This window comes from Amycolatopsis sp. NPDC004368, from assembly GCF_053602515.1.
Genome location: NZ_JBSGDT010000063.1, coordinates 1 through 20,717, shown reverse-complemented (window position 1 = coordinate 20,717; position 20,717 = coordinate 1). Strand labels below are relative to the sequence as shown.

General features: G+C 71.5%; 18 protein-coding genes and 1 pseudogene. 6 read left to right on the top strand and 13 right to left on the bottom strand.

Translation table 11 applies throughout. From position 1 onward, the window contains the following. Positions 1–549: pseudogene (locus ACWEOE_RS41175) on the top strand (N-acetylmuramoyl-L-alanine amidase); the annotation flags it as partial. 51 nt (positions 550–600) lie between these two features. On the opposite strand, the gene ACWEOE_RS41170 reads toward ACWEOE_RS41175, so the two are convergent. Both ACWEOE_RS41170 and xrtP read right to left on the bottom strand, forming a co-directional pair. Beyond that, positions 601–1,929 (bottom strand): glycosyltransferase family 2 protein, encoded by a 1,329-nt coding sequence (locus ACWEOE_RS41170; RefSeq protein WP_452019125.1) that lies wholly within the window; start codon positions 1,927–1,929, stop codon positions 601–603. 53 nt (positions 1,930–1,982) lie between these two features. Then, a complete protein-coding gene (xrtP, locus tag ACWEOE_RS41165; RefSeq protein WP_452019120.1) occupies positions 1,983–2,519 on the bottom strand; it encodes an exosortase P in 537 nt (178 codons plus the stop codon). A 376-nt stretch (positions 2,520–2,895) separates the two neighbouring features. Between xrtP and ACWEOE_RS41160 the strand changes: the two genes are divergently transcribed. From ACWEOE_RS41160 to wecB, 3 genes are all read left to right on the top strand, one after another. Then, complete coding sequence (locus ACWEOE_RS41160; RefSeq protein ID WP_452019118.1) at positions 2,896–3,630, top strand: choice-of-anchor P family protein; 735 nt, start codon at positions 2,896–2,898, stop codon at positions 3,628–3,630. A gap of 21 nt (positions 3,631–3,651) precedes the next feature. After that, positions 3,652–3,831, top strand: coding sequence for an LPXTG cell wall anchor domain-containing protein (locus ACWEOE_RS41155; RefSeq protein WP_452019117.1), 180 nt, complete (start codon positions 3,652–3,654; stop codon positions 3,829–3,831). A 268-nt stretch (positions 3,832–4,099) separates the two neighbouring features. Next, positions 4,100–5,245, top strand: a complete 1,146-nt coding sequence (gene wecB, locus ACWEOE_RS41150; RefSeq protein ID WP_452019123.1) for a non-hydrolyzing UDP-N-acetylglucosamine 2-epimerase — start codon at positions 4,100–4,102, stop codon at positions 5,243–5,245. On the opposite strand, the gene tsaD is transcribed toward wecB, so the two are convergent. The 3 genes from tsaD to tsaB are packed head-to-tail and all read right to left on the bottom strand — an operon-like array spanning position 5,242 to position 7,432. Further along, a complete protein-coding gene (tsaD, locus tag ACWEOE_RS41145; protein ID WP_452019115.1) occupies positions 5,242–6,288 on the bottom strand; it encodes a tRNA (adenosine(37)-N6)-threonylcarbamoyltransferase complex transferase subunit TsaD in 1,047 nt (348 codons plus the stop codon). The genes wecB and tsaD overlap by 4 nt on opposite strands. Next, entirely contained in the window at positions 6,288–6,770 is a 483-nt protein-coding gene (gene rimI, locus ACWEOE_RS41140) for a ribosomal protein S18-alanine N-acetyltransferase (RefSeq protein WP_452019113.1), read from the bottom strand. Before rimI ends, tsaD begins: the two co-directional genes overlap by 1 nt. Then, a complete protein-coding gene (gene tsaB / locus ACWEOE_RS41135; protein ID WP_452019111.1) occupies positions 6,767–7,432 on the bottom strand; it encodes a tRNA (adenosine(37)-N6)-threonylcarbamoyltransferase complex dimerization subunit type 1 TsaB in 666 nt (221 codons plus the stop codon). The genes rimI and tsaB overlap by 4 nt, the downstream gene beginning before the upstream one ends. Before the next feature lie 156 nt (positions 7,433–7,588). Here tsaB and ACWEOE_RS41130 point away from each other — a divergent pair, with 156 nt between their 5' ends. Further along, positions 7,589–9,010, top strand: a complete 1,422-nt coding sequence (locus ACWEOE_RS41130; RefSeq protein ID WP_452019122.1) for an acyl-CoA synthetase — start codon at positions 7,589–7,591, stop codon at positions 9,008–9,010. Further along, positions 9,007–10,320, top strand: a complete 1,314-nt coding sequence (locus tag ACWEOE_RS41125) for a carboxyl transferase domain-containing protein (RefSeq protein ID WP_452019109.1) — start codon at positions 9,007–9,009, stop codon at positions 10,318–10,320. The genes ACWEOE_RS41130 and ACWEOE_RS41125 overlap by 4 nt, the downstream gene beginning before the upstream one ends. Positions 10,321–10,667: 347 nt before the next feature. Here the strand turns inward: ACWEOE_RS41125 and tsaE are convergent, their stop codons facing one another. The 8 genes from tsaE to glmS form a co-directional block, all read right to left on the bottom strand. Beyond that, positions 10,668–11,138 carry a tRNA (adenosine(37)-N6)-threonylcarbamoyltransferase complex ATPase subunit type 1 TsaE gene (gene tsaE, locus ACWEOE_RS41120; protein WP_452019107.1) on the bottom strand — a complete coding sequence of 157 codons (471 nt, stop codon included), beginning with the start codon at positions 11,136–11,138 and terminating at the stop codon, positions 10,668–10,670. Further along, the gene (locus ACWEOE_RS41115; RefSeq protein WP_452019105.1) at positions 11,126–12,217 is read right to left on the bottom strand and encodes an alpha/beta fold hydrolase; all 1,092 of its coding nucleotides are present in this window, start codon (positions 12,215–12,217) and stop codon (positions 11,126–11,128) included. Before ACWEOE_RS41115 ends, tsaE begins: the two co-directional genes overlap by 13 nt. Next, positions 12,214–13,332, bottom strand: coding sequence for an alanine racemase (gene alr / locus ACWEOE_RS41110; protein WP_452019103.1), 1,119 nt, complete (start codon positions 13,330–13,332; stop codon positions 12,214–12,216). Before alr ends, ACWEOE_RS41115 begins: the two co-directional genes overlap by 4 nt. Positions 13,333–13,361: 29 nt before the next feature. After that, positions 13,362–14,465 (bottom strand): ABC transporter ATP-binding protein, encoded by a 1,104-nt coding sequence (locus ACWEOE_RS41105; RefSeq protein ID WP_452019101.1) that lies wholly within the window; start codon positions 14,463–14,465, stop codon positions 13,362–13,364. Between the two features lie 3 nt (positions 14,466–14,468). After that, positions 14,469–15,908, bottom strand: coding sequence for a xylulokinase (gene xylB / locus ACWEOE_RS41100; RefSeq protein ID WP_452019099.1), 1,440 nt, complete (start codon positions 15,906–15,908; stop codon positions 14,469–14,471). Continuing rightward, complete coding sequence (locus ACWEOE_RS41095; protein WP_452019097.1) at positions 15,898–16,701, bottom strand: DeoR/GlpR family DNA-binding transcription regulator; 804 nt, start codon at positions 16,699–16,701, stop codon at positions 15,898–15,900. The genes xylB and ACWEOE_RS41095 overlap by 11 nt, the downstream gene beginning before the upstream one ends. Before the next feature lie 86 nt (positions 16,702–16,787). Then, a complete protein-coding gene (locus tag ACWEOE_RS41090; protein WP_452019095.1) occupies positions 16,788–18,269 on the bottom strand; it encodes an NAD(P)H-hydrate dehydratase in 1,482 nt (493 codons plus the stop codon). A 17-nt stretch (positions 18,270–18,286) separates the two neighbouring features. After that, positions 18,287–20,149, bottom strand: a complete 1,863-nt coding sequence (gene glmS / locus ACWEOE_RS41085; RefSeq protein ID WP_452019093.1) for a glutamine--fructose-6-phosphate transaminase (isomerizing) — start codon at positions 20,147–20,149, stop codon at positions 18,287–18,289. Between the last annotated feature and the right edge of the window lie 568 nt (positions 20,150–20,717).

Sequence of the window (20,717 nt, the reverse complement as noted above, 5' to 3'; positions counted from 1 at the left end):
CCGTGCGCCGCGCGCGGCGCACGGGTCGCCGGGCTGCACACCGCACCGGACGCCGCGTCTCCCCTGCTGGCGGACGTCGGGCTGCACGGCACCGGTCCATCCACAATGGACGTCTCCGACGTCGGCAGCCGCGTGGCCACCGGCCAGCAGTACGCCGTGGCCGGGCGCCAGGGCGGCTGGACGGCGATCTGGTACCTGGGTCAGAAGGGCTGGCTGCCGAGCAACACCGTCGTGCCGGCGAGCGGCCTCGTGGCCACGCCGAAGCCCGGCAAGGCGACGATCCCCGTGTACGGGCGGGCTTTCCCGGAGGCGTCGGCCTATCCGGCGAACCTCACGGTGCAAACACTGGCGCCCATGCCCTACACGTTCGCCGCGGGTCAGAAGTACAGCGTCGGCGGCGTGGTGCCGTCGGAGTACTACTCGGCGACGACGTTCGACGTGTCGCAGCACGTGGTGGTGCGCGGGAAGATGAAGTACGTGGAAGTCCAGTTCGGACACCGGGTCGAGTACGTGAACCTCGACGACGTGGTGCTGAAGCCGGCTATCTGAGACCGCAGAAGGGCCCCTCCCGCGCGAGCAGGAGGGGCCCTTCTGCTGCGTTCAGCTGTCCAGGGCGACCTTCACACCGGCGGCCACCTCGGTGTTGCGGCGCGTCTTCGACCAGCCGTTGCGCCGGCGGATCAGACGCGTCACGGCGCGCCACGACGTGATGTAGAAGGTGTAGATGTACGCCGCGTACAGCAAGCCCATGCCGAGACCGCGGAAGATGTTCTTGCTGCCCAGGCATTTCATCTGGTAGATCGGGCCCCACACGATGAAGGGCAGCAGGCCGAACGAGCCGTAGATGGCGAAGAGGATCCAAGCGCCCCCGGTGAACCAGGTCCAGACCTGCGCCGGATCACCGGCGGTGGAGGCCAGCAGGAGGATGAACGGCACCGGGTAGAGCAGGGAGCCGAGCAGCTGCATCCACGGCTGGGCCAGGTAGTACATCATCTCCGCGGCACCCAGGGTGGACACGTGCGGCGAGTCCCAGATGCGCCGCAGGTAGCGCGAGCACTGCATGGTGCCCTGGCCCCAACGGGTTCGCTGCACGAGGAAGCGCCGCAAGCTGTACAGGCCCTCCTGCGCGACGTGGGAATCCGGCGTGAAACCCGTGCGCCAGCCGGCGGTGAGCAGGTGGACGCCGAGCTCGAAGTCTTCCAGCAGGGAGCCGCGCCAGGGCTGCGCGGTGTCGCCGGCGATGGAGTCGAGTGCGGCGAGGCGGGTGAACTGGCCGTTGCCGCCCATGGAGATCGTGCCGGTGAAGCCGCGGGAGGTCTGGATGGCGGCGATGGCCGTGCGGAACTCCAGGTCCTGCAGCTGCGCGAGCTTGAGGCCGAACGCGCGCGCGAACCAGGTGCGCCCCGGCGGGCGGGTGCGCACGTTGCTCATGCGCACGTCGAGCTGCACCGCGCCGATCTTCTCCTCGCCGAAGAGGTGGTCGGCGGCGCAGACCTCCAGGCAGTTGGGGGCGGGGCGGCCGTCGGCGTCGACGACCACCACGACCACCCGGGAACGGTCGGTGCCGGGCTCCAGCCAGTCGTTGAGCTCACGGTAGGCGGCGTTGAGCGCGTCGCCCTTGCCGGTGCGGGCCTCGGGGCGGCGGCGTTCCACGAGGTGCAGGTTGGCGTCGTAGCCGCCGTTGCGCCGCCAGACCGAACGGACGACGCGGGCCGTGCGGTCGTCGGAGTCGTCGTCGACGACCCACACGTGCGCGCGGCGGAAGGTGGTGCGCAGGTACTTCACGGTCTCGCGGATCACGGCTTCCTCGTCGCGGCACGGCACGAAGAAGTGCCACGCGAACGCGGCGGGATCCCCCACCGGCGCGGGTTTGCGGCGCAGGTAGGGCACCACGATCACTGCGACGTAGACGATGAAGGCCACGCTCATCGTCAGCGCGAACGCCTGCGTGATCGAGAGCAGGACCTTGAAGCCGGTGTCGTTCACGCGGCGGCCGCCTTCTCGGCCTTCGTCCTGCGCGTCGCGAGCCACACGAACAGCACGAGCGACACCGCGCCGCCGAGCACGCTGACCATCGAGCCGAGCAGCGTGTGGCCCCAGTAGTACCCCTCGTCGGTGCCCAGCACGTGGACGAGACCGACGATGGTGAGGATTCGTAACTGATTGACGAGAATGACGGCGATCGCGGCAATTCCTAGCGAGAGAAAGAGCCTGCGCGCATTCTGCGGACGGAAGTAAAGGAGCACGGCGGTCACCAACAGAAGTGGCAGCAGCAGGAATACAGAAGAGCATTCTGGGGTCATTCTCAACCCGAACGGAGTAGCACCGGTCAACCCGAAGTACACAGATTCGCGGCTGCTGGCCACATAAACACCCGATGAGGTGATCACCCTCAGTATCACGCCGGCGAGTTGCACTTCCAGCTCACGGTAGACCCGCTCGACGAGCACGAGGGCGACGCCCACCGCAACCACGCCGAGAACCGCCATACGCAGCGGAAACCGGGAGACGGGGGACACAGGTGTGTTCGTTACTGCCACGACGACCCTCTCAGCCGGAAACCTTCGGAAGAACGGCGGACCCCGGCAGCAGCGTAGGACACGAGTGCCGGAACTATCGACGGGTATCCCTCTTCTCAGGGATCTCCCAGCGCCCTTCGGCACAAATCGAGAGAACCTTGCTAGGCCGTTCGGGTGGCTACTGCACCGACGTGGGAAGTCACTTACCAGAAACCACCCGATACGGTGGTCTCGCCAAAATTGTGTGCCATTTTCGGCGGTACCACCGATATTCGATCCGCGTGCCGACTCTTGTTCAGCGGGATTCGTCCGTGCAGCGGCTCGCCTGACAAAAATCGGAGGACCAGTGAAGAAACACCTCTTGCGACGAGGCGGGATGCTCGCCGCTGTGGTGGCGAGCATCGCTCTCGCCGGGGCCGTCCCGGCGTCGGCGGCGCCCGGTGACGGCTCCGCCTACGGCGTGAACATCGACGTGAAGCTGCTCGGCGCATCCGCCGTGAAGCTCGGCCCGCTGGCGGCGGCGAACACCAACGGCCCGACGAGCAACAGCACCGTCAGCGCCGACGCCAAGGGCATCCTCACCGCCGGGGTCATCAACACCTCGGCCGTCCGGGACGAGAACTCGGGCGCGGTCACGGCGAAGGCGAGCACCGCCGACGTCGGGCTGCCGCTGCTGAAGGCGGCGCTGGGCAACGTCGGGATCAAAGCCGTCGAGGCCGTCTGCACCGCGACCCAGGAAGGCGTCAAGGGCAGCTCCACGCTGGTCGGCGCGGACCTGGGCAGTGTCGGCGACGTCGACTCCACCCCGGCCCCGAACACGCAGATCAAGGTTGGTCTCGGCCCGGTCAACGTGGCGACGCTGATCCTCAACGAGCAGATCAAGAACAAGGACGGCAGCCTCACGGTCAACGCCCTGCACCTGAAGCTGCTCGGCGGTGTCGTCGGTGCCCTGGGCAGCGGTGACGTGATCGTGTCGTCGGCGACCTGCGGCCCGGCCGCGCCGCCGATGCCGCTCGCGTCGGGCGCCGGCCTGTGGGTGGGCCTCGGTGTGCTCGCGGCCGTCGCCGTGCCGGTCGGCCTGCGGTTCACCCGTCGCCGCTCGGTCGCCTGATCGGTCCGGGGTGAGCAACTGATGTACAAGATGCCAGGTGCGGGCGTCGGCGTCGCCGGCGGCGGCGTGGGCACCCTCGCCTACACCGGCGCCGACGTCGGCTGGTGGCTCACGATCGGCGGGCTCCTCGTGGTCCTCGGGACCGTCGCGGTGATCGCCGCCCACCGCCGCAACCGGCGGTTCGCTCGCACGAGCGACTAGCAGTGTCCGTGGGCCACCGGGGTTCCGGTGGCCCACGGCCTGCGGTGGGCCACCACAAGAAATCCGACCGACCACAAGCGACAGTCGTGGGACGCGTCACTGCGCCGATCGCTACCTTTCCGACCACAGCCACGGCCGAATGGCTTCGCAGCACCGGATACGTGCCACGTGGGGGTCGGCCTACTTTTGGCCGCATTGGTAAAAAGCCGGCCGCCCGCACGACCGTCGGCGGGCCGGTGTTTCCGGGACACTCGAAAGTGTGGGACACGTGGACGTGATGTTGCTGGCCGGCACCCGGCCGGAGGCTGTGAAGCTGGCGCCGCTGGTCGTGGCGCTGGAGGGGCGGCCCGGGGTGCGGCCCGTGCTGGTGCACAGCGGACAGCACCAGGGCATGGTCGAGCAGGCGCTGGAGCCGTTCGACCTGACCGTGGACGCGTGGCTCGACGTGCCGGCGCGCGTGAGCGGCACGCAGGCCGAGCTCGTGAGCGGGCTGCTGCCCGCGCTCGACGAGATGCTGCGCGCCCTGAGGCCGGCGGCCGTGGTCGTCCAGGGCGACACCACGACGGGGCTGGCGGGGGCACTTGCGGCGTTCTGGCTGGGCATTCCGGTGGTGCACCTGGAGGCCGGGCTGCGGACGAACGACTTGAGCGCGCCGTTCCCCGAGGAAGGCACGCGGCAGATGGTGGCGCGGATCGCCGCGGTGCACCTGGCGCCGACGGAGGCGGCTGCGAAAGCGTTGCGTTCGGAAGGTGTTGCCGCCGAGAAGATCGTGCTGACCGGCAACACCGTGGTCGACGCGGTGCTGGCGATCACGGCGCGCGACCTGCCCGCGCACGATCCCGCGCTCGCGTTGCTGGAGATGGAGATCGCCGAGGCCGGCGAACGGCTGGTGCTGGTGACCTCGCACCGCCGCGAGTCGTGGGGTGAGCCACTGGACCGCGCACTCGCGGCCGTGAGGGAGATCGTCGAAACCCATCCCGACGTGCAGGTCCTGTTCCCCGTGCACCCGAACCCGGCGGTGCGGGCGCAGGTGCGGGCGGCCCTCGGTGGCGTCGAGCGCGTGACGATCACCGAACCGCTGGAGTACCCGGACCTCGTGCGCGCGCTGCGGCTCGCGTCGCTGGTGCTCACGGATTCCGGTGGCATCCAGGAAGAAGCGCCGACGTTCGGCACGCCCGTGCTGGTGCTGCGTGAGGTCACGGAACGCGCCGAGGCCGTCGACGCGGGCTGCGCGTGGCTCGTGGGCACCGACCCGGCGAAGATCACCGGCACCGCAACGCAGCTGCTGGCCGGCCGTCTCTGCCCCGCGGCCACCCCGAACCCGTACGGCGACGGGCACGCCGCCGAGAAAGCCACCGACGCGATCGAACGCCTGCTGGGCGTGGAGACCGCTTTGGAGGAAGCCCGCGGCTAGAGCGACACGATCTCGACCGAAAGGCCGGGCGTGGCCGAGAACTCCCACGGCGCCGTCGGCCGCCCGGCCGCGACGACGTGGGCGCCGAGCGCCGCGATCATCGCGCCGTTGTCCGTGCACAGGCGCGGGCGCGGCACGCGCAGCTCGATGCCCGCCGCGGCACAGCGTTCGGCGGCCAGCTCGGAAAGCCGCGAGTTCGCCGCGACACCACCGGAGATCACGATCGTGCCGATCCCCTGTTCCTTCGCTGCCTTCACCGCTTTCGCCGTCAACACGTCGGCCACGGCCTCCTGGAACGAGGCCGCGACGTCGTTCACCGGCACCGCGCCACCACCGCGCTCCACGTTCTCCACCCACCGGGCCACGGCCGTTTTCAAGCCGGAGAAGGAAAAGTCGAACTTGGCGTCCCGCGGACCCGTCATGCCGCGCGGGAACGCGATGGCCGACGGGTTGCCGAGCTTCGCCGCCTTGTCGATCGGCGGCCCGCCCGGGTACGGCAGGTCCAGCACGCGGGCGACCTTGTCGTAGGCCTCGCCGGCGGCGTCGTCCACAGTGGACCCGATCTCGGTGATCTTCGACGCGATGTCGTCCACCCGCAGCAGCTGCGTGTGCCCACCGGACACCAGCAGCGCGAGCACCGGCGAGGGCAACGGCCCGTGCTGCAGCGTGTCCACGGCGATGTGGCCGGCCAGGTGGTTCACGCCGTAGAGCGGCACGTCGAGCGCGGAGGCGTAGGCCTTCGCCGCCGAGACACCCACCAGCAGCGCACCCGCCAGGCCGGGGCCCGCGGTCACGGCGATGGCGTCCACATCGGACAGCTTCAGCCCCGCCGTGGCGAACGCCCGCTCGGCCGTGGGCACCATCGCTTCGAGGTGCGCACGGCTGGCGACCTCGGGCACCACACCGCCGAAGCGCGCGTGCTGCTCGACGCTGGAGGCCACCTCGTCGGCGAGCAGCTCGACCGTGCCGTCTTCGTGCAGGCGGACGAGGCCGACACCGGTCTCGTCGCAGGAGCTCTCGATACCCATGATGACGCGCGACATCAGCCGGCCACCTCGTCTCGTGCCGGGGTCCGCGCCGGGCGGGCCATGGTGAACGCGTCGGCCCCGGAAGGCTGGTAGTAGCGCTTCCGGATGCCGAGCTTCTCGAAACCGTGTTGTTCGTACAGTCCGACAGCCGTGTCGTTGTCGGTGCGCACCTCGAGGAACACCGGGGCCGACACCTCGTCGGCGTGGTCCAGCAGGGCGCGCAGCAGAGCCTTGCCGATGCCCTGGCCCTGGGCCTCGGGCATCACGCCGATGGTGTGGATCTCCGCCTCGTACTCACCGCGGCGGCCCATCACGGCCAAACCGCCGTAACCGAGCAGCTCGGTGTCGTCGTCGGAGCGGGCGGCGAGGTAGAAGTGGCCCTGGTCCAGCTCCGAGTGGAACGCGCGGGCGCTCCACGGGTCGTCGCCGGGGAAGAGCACCTGCTCGAGCTCCGCGCAGCGCTTCGCGTCGCTGCGGCGCAGGCGGTCGAGCTTCACGGCGAGGTCACCCGCTTGCGAGCCGCGGGCTCGACGGCGTCGGGACGGCGCAGGTACAGCGGCGTCAGCGGCTCCGGCTGCGCGCCGGCGAGCAGAGCTTCGCGGGCGACGCGGACCAGCCCGGCAGGCGACGGGAAGCGCGGCTCGATGGGCACGACACCGATCGCGTCGGCGTACAGCAGCGCACCGTCACCGGCGGCGACGCGGGCGGTGGTCTCGACCTCGGCGGGGCGCTGCACGTGGGGACCGCTCACGCGGGCGCCGGTGGCGTCGTACTCGGCCCAGTACACCTCGCGGCGGCGGGCGTCGGTGAGCACCAGGAACGGCTTGTCGGTGCGCACGACCTCGGCGGCGATGGCGTCGAGGCTGCCCACGGGGTACACGGGGATGTCGAGCGCGTGGCCGTACGCGGCGGCCGTGGCCATGCCGGCGCGCAGGCCCGTGAACGGACCGGGGCCGACGCCGCACACGATCGCGTCGAGGTCGCGCAGGGTCACCCCCGCCGCCTCGGCAGCGGCCAGGGCGTGGGGCGTGATGAGCTCGCCGTGGGCTCGCGGGTCGACCGTGACGCGGTCGGCCCGGGTGGTCAGTTCCGCCTCGTCCACGGCGACGATGCCCGCGGTCACGGCCGGGGTTGAAGTATCGATCGCCAGTACCAGCACGGTTTCCCAGCTTACGTCCACCCCCGGAGGGCCAGGCTGGCGGGCCGCGCGGGCAACCCTTCGAGCGTGTGAATCGCATCGCAGGTGGCCGAGGTCACGGCGCGGTACGGTGCCGTTGAGACGCCCGCCGACGCCGCGCCGCAGGAGGTCCTCACCGTGCCCGATCCGCTGTTCCCCGCGATCACCGCCGGTTCGCCGAAGGTGGCGTTGCGCTTCGGCGACCAGGCGCTCACCTACGCCGAGCTGGGCATGGTCGCCGGTGCGCTCGCGGGCGATCTGCCGCCGGGCCGCGTCGCGGTGTGGGCGACGCCGACGCTGCACACCAGCGTCGCCGTGGTCGGCGCGCTGCTCGCCGGGGTGCCCGTGGTGCCGTTGAACCCGAAAATCGGGGAGCGCGAGCTCGCTCACATCCTCTCCGACAGCTCACCCGCGCTGGTGCTGGCCGAGCCCGGCGTCACGCTGCCTTCCGGCCTGGCGGGGATCGAGCGTCGTGACGTTCCCCTCACCGGGACGGGGTCGGTTCCTGACGGCGAGCCCGACGCCGAGGCGCCCGCGTTCGTCGTTTACACCTCCGGCACCACCGGGCCACCGAAGGGCGTGGTGCTCCCCCGGCGCGCGATCGCGTCGACGCTCGACGCGCTGGAAGACGCGTGGGGGTGGACAGCCGACGACGTGCTGGTCCACGGGCTGCCGCTGTTCCACGTGCACGGCCTGATCCTCGGCATTCTCGGCCCGCTGCGCCGCGGCGGCTCGGTGCGCCACCTCGGGCGGTTCTCGACCGAGGGCGTCGCGCGGGAGCTCACGGACGGCGCGACCATGATGTTCGGCGTCCCGACGATGTACCACCGGATCGCGGAAACGGTGGCCTCGGATCAGGCGCTGGCTTCGGCGTTGCGCGGCGCCCGGCTGCTGGTGTCCGGGTCGGCGGCGCTGCCCGTGCACGACCATCAGCGCATCACGGCCGCGACCGGGCAGCAGGTCGTGGAGCGTTACGGCATGACCGAGACGCTGATGAACACCAGCGTCCGCGCCGACGGCGAGCGCAAACCGGGCACGGTCGGCGTGCCGCTGGCGGGTGTTTCACTGCGGCTGGTCGACGAGACGGGCGCCGAGATCACCGAGCTGGAGACCGTCGGCGAGATCCAGGTGCGCGGCTCGAACCTGTTCACCGAGTACCTCAACCGGCCCGACGCGACGGCCTCCGTTTTCGTGGACGGCTGGTTCCGCACCGGTGACATGGCGACGCGTGACGCCGACGGGTACGTGAAGATCGTCGGCCGCAAGGCCACCGACCTGATCAAGAGCGGCGGGTACAAGATCGGCGCCGGGGAGATCGAGAACGCGCTGCTGGAGCACCCGGGGGTCGCCGAGGCGGCCGTGACGGGTGAGCCCGACGACGATCTCGGGGAGCGCATCGTGGCCTGGGTGGTGCCTGCGGGCTCTCGGCCTTCGGCTGAGGAGCTGGCGGATCACGTGTCGAAGCTGCTGGCGCCGCACAAGCGGCCACGGGTCGTGCGGTACCTGGATGCGTTGCCCCGCAACGACATGGGCAAGATCCTGAAGCGAGCGCTGGGGTGAGGCCCTCGGCCCGCGAGGTCATCGCGAAGGTGTCGACGGGGTTCACGGAACTGTCCTCAGTGGACGATCCTGACGATCCCCTCGGCTGGCCCGGCTACTCGTCGGCCTACGCGGCGGCTGCGGAACGGACCGGTGAGACGGAGTCGGTGGTCGTCGGCGAAGCGCTGGTGGGTGCGACGCCCGCGGTGCTGGTGGCGTGGGAGTTCGGCTTCCTCGGCGGGTCGATCGGGCGGCGCACCGGGGACCGGGTCGAGGCGGCGTTTTCCCTGGCGCGGTCGCGTCGGCTGCCGGTGGTGTCACTGATCGCCACGGGTGGCTCGCGGATGCAGCACGGCATGCGCGCGTTGTCGCAGCTGCAACGCATCGCGCGCGCTTCGGCGGCCGCGCGGGCGGCCGGCGTGGCGCAGATTTCGGTCCTGCGCGACCCGACGACCGGCGGCGGCTGGGCGACGCTGGGCTCGAGCGCCGACGTCGTACTCGGGTTGCCGCTGGCGCAGGTGGGTTTCGCGGGCTCCCGCGTACGGCCGGCGACGTCGCCTTCGGAGGCCTACACGGTCGAGGCGAAGTACGAGTGGGGGCAGGTCGACCAGCTGGTTTCGCTGTCTTCGCTGGGGGCGGCGCTGGAGCGTTGGCTGGTGCTGCTGACCTCCGGTTCCGCTTCGCCGGCGCCTCCTCCGGCCGCGTTGCGTGCGGTGCCGCTGCCCTCGACGGGGTGGGAGGCCGTCCGCGCGGCCCGGTCGTCGCGCCGCCCCCGCGCCGCTTCGTACGTGGACGCGTACTTCGACTATTTCGAAACGCTCCGGGGCGACCGCACGGGCGCGGTCGACGAGGGCGTGCTTTGCGGCTTCGGCCTGCGTGAGGGCCGCTCGGTGGCCTTCGCCGCGCAGTGCGGCACCGCCACGCGTCCGGCGGGCTTCCGCACGGCGGCCCGTCTGGTGCGTCTGGCCTCCCGGCTGGGTATCCCGGTCCTGACGCTCGTGGACACGCCCGGGGCGGCCAACGACGCCTCCGCCGAGGAGGGTGGCGTGGGTCCGGCGATCGCGTCGTTGTTCGAGGCCATCGCCGAGGCGGCGGTCCCGGTCACCACGCTGGTCATCGGCGAGGGCGGCTCGGGCGGGGCGCTGGCTTTCGCGGCTCCGGAGGACACGTGGATCGCTCCGGATGCGTACTTCTCCGTCACCTCACCGGAAGCGGCCGCGGCCATCCTCAAGCGCCCGATGACGGACGTCCCGGCAACGGCCGACCAGCTGCGGTTGCGGCCGCAGGACCTGGTGGAGCTCGGATTGGCGCGGGGAATCGTGGAACCCTGATCCGGCGGCGACAGGGGGCTGGAGGGCTTCCGGTCGTTTTGCCCAGCTGCCGCCGGCTTGCCATCGGCTTTGGCAAGATGCCGCTCGACGGCGAGGCTTGCCGCGCAGGGACCGCGGGTGCCACAACGCGGGCAGCTTGCCGAACGGAATCGCCAACCGCCCGGCAGCTTGCCGGGCACACCGGCAAGAAGCCATCCAGCGCAGAGGCTTGCCAACCACACCGACACTTGCCACACAGGGCAGCCGCGGATGCCGCGAAACCCGGCAACGTGCCGTGGCGAAAGACGTCCAGCGCGGGTCTGTCGTCCTGGCGGGCCAGCGACGGCGGTGTGGCGAGGTGGCCGGAGCTAAGCCGTCGGAATCACCAGCGATGGCGTGCGGGAAACCCAGCTGCCGTGCGGCTCCAACGAAACTTCCCGCACATCATCATCCCGGCGCGACATCCGCACCACGAGGTAGTCGGCCGACAAACGTTCAGCCGAACCCTCGCCCCACTCCACCACTACGGCGGAGCGTTCGAGGTCCGTGTCGAGGTCGAGGTCGTCGAGCTGGGCGAGGTCGCCGCCGAGGCGGTAGGCGTCGACGTGGATCAGGGGGACGCCGGAGGGGCCGGGGGCGTGGACGCGGGCCAGCACGAACGTCGGGGAGCTGACGCGGCCGCCGACGCCCAGGCCGTCGGCGATGCCGCGCATGAGGGTGGTCTTGCCGGCGCCGAGGGGGCCCGCCAGCAGCACCAGGTCGCCCGCGCGCAGCGCCGCGCCCAGCGACCGGCCGAAGGCCATCGTGTCGTCGGGGGTCTCGAAGATCACCGTGTCCACCACCAGTTCCGCCGGTTCGGGGCAGCGCTTCCGGAACAGCGCTGCAGAAGGTCGATGAGCCGCCCCGTGACGAGGTCGGGCTGTTCGAGCTGCACCATGTGGCCCGCGCCGCGCACGCGCACGAGCTCGGCCTCGGGCAGTTCGGCCGCGATGCGCTCGGCGTGGGAGACCGGTGTGAACCGGTCGGAGTCGCCGCCGATGACCAGGACCTGGGTGTGCTTGAGGCCGGCCAGTGCGGCGTAGCGGTTGTGGCTGCCGAGCGTGTCGACGAAGTTCACCAGGCCCCGCACCGGCGTCACGGCGAGCATCGACAGCATGAAGTCCACCAGCCGCGGCGACACGTCACGGCTGCCGAACGCGAGCCGCCGCACGGCCTGGCGTTCGAGCTGGCCGCCGGCCGCGCGCACGAACTCCACGAGCCCCGGCTGCCAGCCCGCGAGGTTGCCGACGCCGCGCGTGAGCGGGTTGTACTTCGACAGCAGCGAACGCGGCAGCCCGCGCGCCCCGACCTCCCCCGCGGCCGTGGCGATGAACACGACGCCGCACACCCGGTCCTCGAAGAGTTCGGGCCGCTGCGAAGCGAGCTCCATGATCACCATGCCGCCCATGGAATGTCCCATGAGGACGATCGGGCCCTCGGGCACCATGGCGCGCAGCACGCTGTCGAGGTCGTGCGCGAGCTGCTCGATCGTGCTGGTCTCCGCCGTCGCCGCGCCGGAGAGGCCGTGGCTGCGGTGGTCGTAGTAGACCTGCCGCACCCGCGGCAGCTTCAGCGCCGCGACCGCCTGGCGCTGGAAGTGCCAGGACTTGCGGGACAACGCGAACCCGTGCACGCCGACCAGCGTCAGCTCGGGTTCGCCGCCGTCCTCGGGGTCGATCTCCTCGACCGACAGCGGCGTGCCGTCCTCCGCCGCGACCGTGGACGTGCGGTCGGGCTTCAGCTCGCCCAGCGGCTCGTCCACGTACTGGTCCTCACTCTGCCTGCGTTGCTGCGCCGCGACCAGCGCCGCGGCGGCCGTACCGGTGGCGACCGCGCCGAGCCCGCCGACGATCGCCCACAACCGAGCCGACGGGCTCACGGCCGCTCCCCCACGTACCGGCGCCGCACGCGCGGGCGGTACATCGACGTGACGATCTCGTAGTCGATCGTGCCCAGCTTGTCGGCCCATTCACGCGCGGTTGGCTCACCCGAGCCGCCGGCGCCGAACAACACCACTTCGTCGCCCACGGCCGGGGCGTCGTCGCCGCAGGCGACCACGAGCTGATCCATGCACACCCGCCCGACGACCTCCCGGCGCCGGCCACCCAGCCACACGTCCATCCGGCCGGACAGCGAGCGCGGCACCCCGTCGGCATACCCCGCCGGCACGAGCGCAACCGTGGTGTCGCGCACAGCCGTCCACGTGTGTCCATAGGAGACGGACTCGCCGGCGGGCAGGCGTTTGGTGAGCGCGACGGCCGCGCGGAACGTCATGGCCGGCCGCAGGTCTTCGTGCTGCGGCACGGGGTTGAGGCCGTACATCGCGATGCCGGGCCGCACGAGGTCGAAGTGCAAGTCGGGCCGCGTGAGCACGGCCGCGGAGTTGGCCAGGTGCCGCATCGGGTCCAGGCCTGCGGCACGCGCGACGTCGTACGCGTCGGCGAACCGCTTGGCCTGCAGGTCGATCGACGGGTGGCCCGGCTCGTCGGCGCACGCCAGGTGCGACCACACGGCGACCACGTCCACGTCGGACGAAGCAGCGGCCTCGGAGACCAACGCCGGCCAGCCGGCGGGCTGACAACCGTTGCGGGACAAGCCCGTGTCGATCTTCAGGTGCACGCGCGCCCGCCGCCCGACCTGCCCAGCGGCCGCGGCGATGCGCCGCAGCTCGTCGACCGAGCTCACACCGAGGTCGACGTCGGCGAGGATGCCGGGCCCGAAGTCGACCTCCGGCACGTCGAGCCAGCTGAACAGCCGCACCGACAGCCCGGCGCGGCGCAGGTCCAGGGCCTCACCCAGCGAGCACGTGCCGAGCCAGGTCGCGCCCGCCTCCACCGCGGCGCGGGCGACGGGCACCGCACCGTGGCCGTACGCGTCGGCCTTGACCACGGCCATCACCGCCGAACCGGCAGCACGGCCGGCCAGCAGAGCGACGTTGTGGCGCACGGCGTCGAGGTCGATCACGACCTCCGCGCGCGGGAAACTGGCAGTCATAACGGCCACCAGTTTCCCACGCGCATCCGTCAGGGCAGGCGCAGCCCGGTGGTGCCGGAGAACACGTGCAGCTCGTCGGGACGGATCCGCAGGTGCAGGGTGTCGCCCATGGCCGGGGTCTGGCGCGGGTCCACGCGCACGACGACGTTCTTCGAAGCGCCCTCGGCGGCCAGTTCGCCGGCGCCGCCGGCGAGCTTGCCGTAGACGAACGCGTCGGAGCCGAGCTCCTCGACCAGGTCGACCTTGATCGGCAGCGTGCCGTTGGTGTCCGTGGTGGCTTCGAGCGACTCCGGGCGGAAGCCCAGCGTCACGGTGTCGCCGTCGGCGGCCGAGCGGATCGCCGACGTGAGCGGGACGCTCGCGCCACCGATCTCGGCACCGTCTGCGGTGAGCTTCGCCGAGACGAGGTTCATGGCGGGCGAGCCGATGAAGCCGGCGACGAACACGTTGGCCGGGTGGTCGTACAGCGCGCGCGGGGTGTCGCACTGCTGCAGCAGACCGTCGGAGAGCACGGCCACGCGGTCACCCATCGTCATGGCCTCGACCTGGTCGTGGGTCACGTACACGGTGGTGACGCCCAGGCGGCGCTGCAGCGCGGCGATCTGCGTGCGCGTGGACACGCGCAGCTTGGCGTCCAGGTTGGACAGCGGCTCGTCCATGAGGAACACCTGCGGCTCACGCACGATCGCGCGGCCCATGGCAACACGCTGGCGCTGACCACCGGAAAGCGCCTTCGGCTTGCGGTCGAGGTACTGCTCGATGTCCAGCAGCTTCGCGGCTTCGAGCACCTTCTGCTTGATCTCCGACGCCGGGCGGCCCGCGATCTTCAGCGCGAAGCCCATGTTCTGCGCCACCGTCATGTGCGGGTACAGCGCGTAGTTCTGGAACACCATCGCGATGTCACGCGAACGCGGCGGCAGCTGCGTCACGTCGCGGTCGCCGATCCAGATCGAGCCCTCGTCGACGTCTTCGAGGCCCGCGAGCATGCGCAGCGCGGTCGACTTGCCCGAGCCCGACGGGCCGACCAGCACGAGGAACTCGCCGTCGGCGATCTCCAGCTCGAGCGCGTCGACGGCAGGCCGATCGGTGCCGGCGTAGCGCCGGGTCGCCTTGTCGTAGGTGATGGTGGCCATGGGTCAGTCCTCTCCGAACTTCGCGGGGACCCCGTGCGCGGCTTCGCGCGCCTCGAGGTGACGTCGCTGGATCTCCTTGCCCGCGGCGCGCTGCGCCTCGGCCGGCTCGTCCAGCACGAGCCCGTTTCCAGGTCCTTCGGCCACCCACGCGGGTGGCTCTGCGGTGCCGGCCAGCGCCCAGGCGGCCTGCCGGGCGGCGCCGAGGGCGACGTACTCGCCGGTCTCGGGGATCACCACGGGCACACCGAACACGATCGGCGCCACGGCCCGCACGGCCGCCGACTGCGCGCCGCCGCCGATGAGCAGCACGCGGCGCACGTCCATGCCCTGCGCGCGCACGGCGTCGAGGCCGGCGGCCAGGCCGCACAGCATGCCCTCGACGGTGGCCCGCGCGAGGTTCTCCGACGTCATGTTCGCCCTGGTCAAGCCGTGGAGCGAACCGGTGGCGCCCGGCAGGTTGGGGGTGCGTTCGCCGTCGAGGTACGGCAGGAGCGTGAGGCCGCCGGCACCCGGTTCGGCGGTGAGCGCGAGGCGGTCGAACTCGGCGAGGTCGACGCCCAGCATCGCGGCGCCCGCCGTGAGCACGCGGGCCGCGTTGAGGGCGGCGGTGAGCGGCAGGAAGCGGCCGGTGGCGTCGGCGAACCCGGCGACCAGGCCGCTCGCGTCGGCCGAGCCGGTCTCGGTCACGCCGAACACGGTGCCGCTGGTGCCGATGGAGATCACGGCGTCGCCGGGCGCGAGCTCCAGGGCCAGCGCGGCGGCCATGTTGTCGCCGGTGCCCGCGGAGACGAGGAGGCCTTCCGCCGTGTGCCCGGCGACATCGGCGGGGCCGAGCACGGTCGGCAGCTCGGGGGTGCGGCCGCCGAACGCGTGGGCCAGGACGTCGACGCGGTAGGCGTTCTCGGTCGGCGAGAAGTAGCCGGTGCCCGACGCGTCACCGCGGTCGGTCACGGCTTGCTCGGGCTTGCCGAGCAGGCGCCAGGTGAGCCAGTCGTGCGGCAACAGCACACGCGCGACACGGTCGGCGTTGGCCGGTTCGTGCTCGGCGAGCCAGCGCAGCTTGGTGACGGTGAAGCTCGCGACCGGCACCGAGCCCACGGACTTGGCCCACACACCGGGACCGCCCAGTTCCTCGGTGAGGTCCTGGGCGGCCTGCGCGGATCGCGTGTCGTTCCAGAGCAGGGCGGGGCGAACCACCTCACCGTTTTCGTCGACGGTCACCATGCCGTGCTGCTGACCACCGATGCCGAGGGCCTTGACGCCGTCGAGCACGCCATGGGTGGCCTCGCCGAACGCCTGCCACCAGGCCGCGGGGTCCACCTCGGTGCCGTCGGGGTGCGGCGCGCGGCCGGTGCGCACGACGGCACCCGTGCGGGCGTCGCACACCACGACCTTCGTCGACTGGGTCGACGAGTCGATCCCGGCCACCAGCTCAGCTGTCATAGGGCTGCCCCTCCTCGACGTGCTCCACTGTCTCCACGGCCGTGCCGGCGTTGAGCGCCGCCTCGATCTCCTCGGTCGGCGTGATCTCGCTGGTGATGAGGAGGTCGTAGTCGCCGATGTCACCGTGGGCGAAGGTCGCGGTGCGGCCGAACTTCGAGTGGTCGAGCACGAGCACGTTGCGGTTCGCGGCGCGCAGCGCGGCCTTCTTGAGCTCGGCGTAGTCCTGCACGGGGTGGAACAGGCGCCCGACGGCGACGGCGCTCACGGACACGAACGCGATGTCGGCGCGGGTGCGTTCCAGCAGCGCCAGCACGTCGGGACCGGAGCAGGAGTCGTACTCGGCGTGGTAGCGGCCGCCGGTGACGACGACGTTCACGCCCTCGCCGAGCAGCTGCGCGGCCCGCAGCGAGTTGGTGATCACGGTGAGGTTCCCGATCTCCGCCAGGCGCTCGACCAGGGGGAACAGCGTGGTGGAGTCGTCCACGAACACCGTCTGGCCGGGCTCGACGTGCTTCACGGCGGCTTCGGCGAGCGCTTCCTTCTCGGCGGAGTGCAGCGTGAAGCGGCTGGCGGTCTCCATCGTGAGCGCCGGGTAGGCCTCGACCTTGCCGCGCAGCTTGCGCAGGAGCCGGCGTTCGGCCAGGTCGTCGAGGTCGCGGTGCATCGTCATGAGGCTCACGCCGAAGCGGGCGGTGAGGTCGTCGATGCGCGCCCCGCCGTGCTCGATGACGTGGTCGAGGATGTCCTGGCGCCGCTGTTCGACGGCCGCGTCGGAAGGGCGGGTCCTAGGCATGGCACACCCCGTCGTCGACCCGGTTAGGGGTCACCTGATCGGGGGCGTCAGTGCTCACGCCGTCGTTCTTACCAGATTTTATCGCGTTAGTTAACGGGTAACTCGATAACTTCTACGTCTGCGTTGCCGGTGGCCCCTCGGACGAGCTTCAACGCACCCGGGATGGCGTCGACCAGGCCGGACGCCGAGGTGGGCACGCCGTCGGCGGCCAGCGCCCCGGCGAGCGAGTGCAGCTGCGCGCCCGCGGCGGCAGCGAGCCACGGGTCGCGCCCGGCGGCGAGCAGCGACCCGACGAGGCCGGTGAGCACGTCGCCGGAGCCCGCCGTGGCGAGCCAGGAGCCGCGCGGGGTGTTCACGGCGACGCGGCCGTCGGGGGCGGCGATCACGGTGGTGTAGCCCTTGAGCAGCACGACGGCGTGGTACTTGCGTGCCGCGTCGCGGGCGGCTTGCACGCGGTCGGCGCCGGGGCGGGTGCCCATGAGGCGTTCGTACTCGCCGGCGTGGGGTGTGAGCACGAGCGGGGTCTCGGGGTCGCGGGCGTCGAGGACGTCGGGGTGCTGCGCGATGATCGTGGTGGCGTCGGCGTCGGCGCACACGGGCACGCCCTGGCCGAGGATGTGGCGCAGCACATCACGGCCTTCGCCGCCGGTGCCGATGCCCGGGCCGACGACCCAGGCCTGCACGCGGCCGGCGTCGGTGACCGAGCCCGTCGCCACGATCTCGGGCCAGCGTGAGCGGACCACGTCGGCGGCCGGGCCGGCGTAGCGGACCATGCCGGCGGTGGCGTGCACAGCGGAACCCGACGCGAGCACGGCCGCGCCCGGGTAGGTCGCCGAGCCGGCGGCGATGCCGACCACGCCCTGGGTGTACTTGTCGTCGCCCGGTCCGGGGATGGGCCAGAGGTCGGCGAGGTCGGCGAGCTCCAGGCGTTGCAGGTCGGGCTCGCCGAGCTCGGGGCGCAGACCGATGTCGACGAGCACGATGTCGCCGCAGTGCTGGGGCGCGAGCGCGTGAACGGGTTTGGGGGCGCCGAAGGTGACGGTGAGCGCCGCGGTGACGTGGGGGCCGTCGGTGGCGCCGGTGTCGGGGTCGACGCCGCTGGGGAGGTCGACGGCGACGATGGGTGCTTCCGCCTTGTCGACGAGGCTCGCCGCGTCGGGCCTGAGCGGGCCTTTGCCGGAGATGCCGACGATGCCGTCGACCACGACATCGGCCTTGGCGATCCACTGTGGACCGTCGTCGGCAGGCACCACGCGGCCACCGGCCTTCGTGAACGCGGCCAGTCCCTTGGCGTGCGCCTTCTCGGAATTCAGCACCACGGCCGTGACGGCGACGCTGCGCCGGCGCAGGAACGCGCCGGCCCACAGGGCGTCGCCACCGTTGTCGCCGGAGCCGACGAGCAGCACGACCCGTCGGCCGGCGACGCCGCCGGTGCGTTCGGCCAGGAACCCCGCGAGGTGCGTGGCGAGGCCGAACGACGCCCGGCGCATCAGTTCGCCGTCGGGGGTGACGGCGAACAGTTTGCCCTCCGCCTCGCGAATCCGTTCCGTGGTCCAGATTCCCTGCACTCCCGGGCCCTCCGCGGTTACTCGACGGTGACGGACTTCGCCAGGTTACGCGGCTTGTCGACGTCGTACCCACGGGCGCGAGCGATCTCCGCGGCCAGCACCTGCAGCGGCACGGTGGAGACCAACGGCTGCAGCAGCGTGGGCACGGCGGGAATCTCGATCAGCTCGTCGGCGAACGGCCGCACCGCCTCGTCGCCCTCCTCGGCGATCACGATGGTGCGGGCGCCGCGGGCCTGGATCTCGCTGATGTTCGACACGAGCTTCGAGTGCAGCACCGCGCGGCCCTTCGGCGACGGCATGACCACGACGATCGGCAGGCCTTCCTCGACCAGCGCGATCGGACCGTGCTTGAGCTCGCCGGCGGCGAAGCCCTCGGCGTGCATGTAGGCCAGTTCCTTGAGCTTCAGCGCGCCCTCGAGGGCGACCGGGAACCCGACGTGGCGGCCGAGGAACAGCACCGCCTTCGAGTCGGCGATCCGGCGGCCGAGGTCGCGCACCTGGTCCACAGTGGACAGTACTTTTTGCACGGCGGCCGGCATGGCCTCCAGCTCGGCGAACTCGCGGGCGACCTCGTCGGGGTACTTCGTGCCGCGCGCCTGCGCGAGCGCCAGGCCCACGAGGTAGTTGGCGGCGATCTGCGCCAGGAACGCCTTGGTGGAGGCGACGCCGATCTCGGGGCCGGCGTGCGTGTAGAGCACGGCGTCGGACTCGCGGGGGATCTGGGCGCCGTTGGTGTTGCAGACGGCCAGCACACGGGCCTTCTGTTCCCGCGCGTGCCGGACGGCTTCGAGCGTGTCGGCCGTCTCCCCGGACTGCGACACGGCGACCACGAGCGTGTCGCGGTCGAGGACCGGGTCGCGGTAGCGGAACTCGGACGCCAGCTCCACCTCGACCGGCAGGCGCGTCCAGTGCTCGATCGCGTACTTGGCCACCAGGCCCGAGTGGTACGCGGACCCACAGGCGACGACGAAGACCTTGTCGACGTCGCGCAGGTCCTGGTCGGAGATGCGCTGCTCGTCGAGGATGATCCGGCCGGCCTCGAAGTGCCCGCGCAGCGTGTTCGCGAGGGCCTCGGGCTGCTCGTCGATCTCCTTGAGCATGAAGTATTCGTGGCCGCCCTTCTCGGCGGCGCTCAGGTCCCAGTCGACGGTGAACGGCTTGGCCTGCGCGGCGTCGCCGTGGAAGTCGGTGACCTCGTAGCCGTCGCGCGTGATGACCACCAGCTGGTCCTGCCCCAGCTCCACGGCCTCACGCGTGTGCTCGATGAACGCCGCGACATCGGACGCGACGAAGGTCTCGCCCTCGCCCACTCCGACCACCAGCGGGGAGGACCGGCGGGCCGCCACGATGGTGTCCGGCTCATCGGCGTGCGTCACGACCAGCGTGAACGCACCCTCCAGCCGCCGGCACACGGCGGCGACACTGGCGGCGAAGTCGCTCTTGGTGTCGCCGCTGTTGTACGCCCGGGCCACGAGGTGGGCCGCGGTCTCGGTGTCGGTGTCACTCGCCATCTCGACGCCGTCGGCCTCGAGCTCCGCCCGCAGCGCCGCGAAGTTCTCGATGATGCCGTTGTGCACCACGGCCACCTTCTTGGTGACGTCCTGGTGCGGGTGCGAGTTGCGATCCACGGGCGCGCCGTGTGTCGCCCAGCGGGTGTGGCCCATGCCGGCGGTGCCGGTGAAGCCGTCCCTGCCCACGGTGTCGAGCTGCGCCTCCAGGTTGGCGAGCCTGCCCGCCTTGCGCTCGACCTTCAGAGCGCCGGCGCCGTCCAGCACCGCCACCCCGGCCGAGTCGTAGCCGCGGTACTCCATCCTCCGCAGGCCACCCAGCACCACGTCCAACGCCGGCCGGTGTCCGACATATCCCACGATTCCACACACGCGAACAAGCCTAACGAGGGATGTCCAGTCCCCTACTCCGGTACCTTCCCGGGGCTTTTCAACCCTGGTGAGCAGGAGGGATGGGGTGCGGTGGAGTGGTGCGAGCAGGCCCGCGGGTGAGGCCGTGATCGGTGCGGTTCGAGGGGCTCTTGGAGCTGCGGACAGCCCCCGCCCGACAGACAGCCCCCGCCCGCCAGACAGCCCCCGCCCGCCAGACAGCCCCCGCCCGCCAGACAGCCCCCGCCCGCCAGACAGCCCCCGCCCGCCAGACAGCCCCCGCCCGCCAGACAGCCCCCGCCCGCCTCAGGGGGGCGCGCCCATGTCCATTCTACCGGCCGACCCCGACAAAACCGTGCCACGAGCCTAGTTGTCCACAAGCGTGCCAAGTTGTGGATAACTCGATGCGGGCGGCTCGCCGTCGCGGAACACCACACTGCGTCGCCGCCCAGCCCCAGCCCGACAAGCCCGAGCCGGGTGTCAAGCCCCGGGTTTGGTGGAGACTGGATTAGCTGGTTTCCAGGGTTGGGGTGACCGGGTGGGTCATTGCGTGTAGTGCCTCGTACTGGGC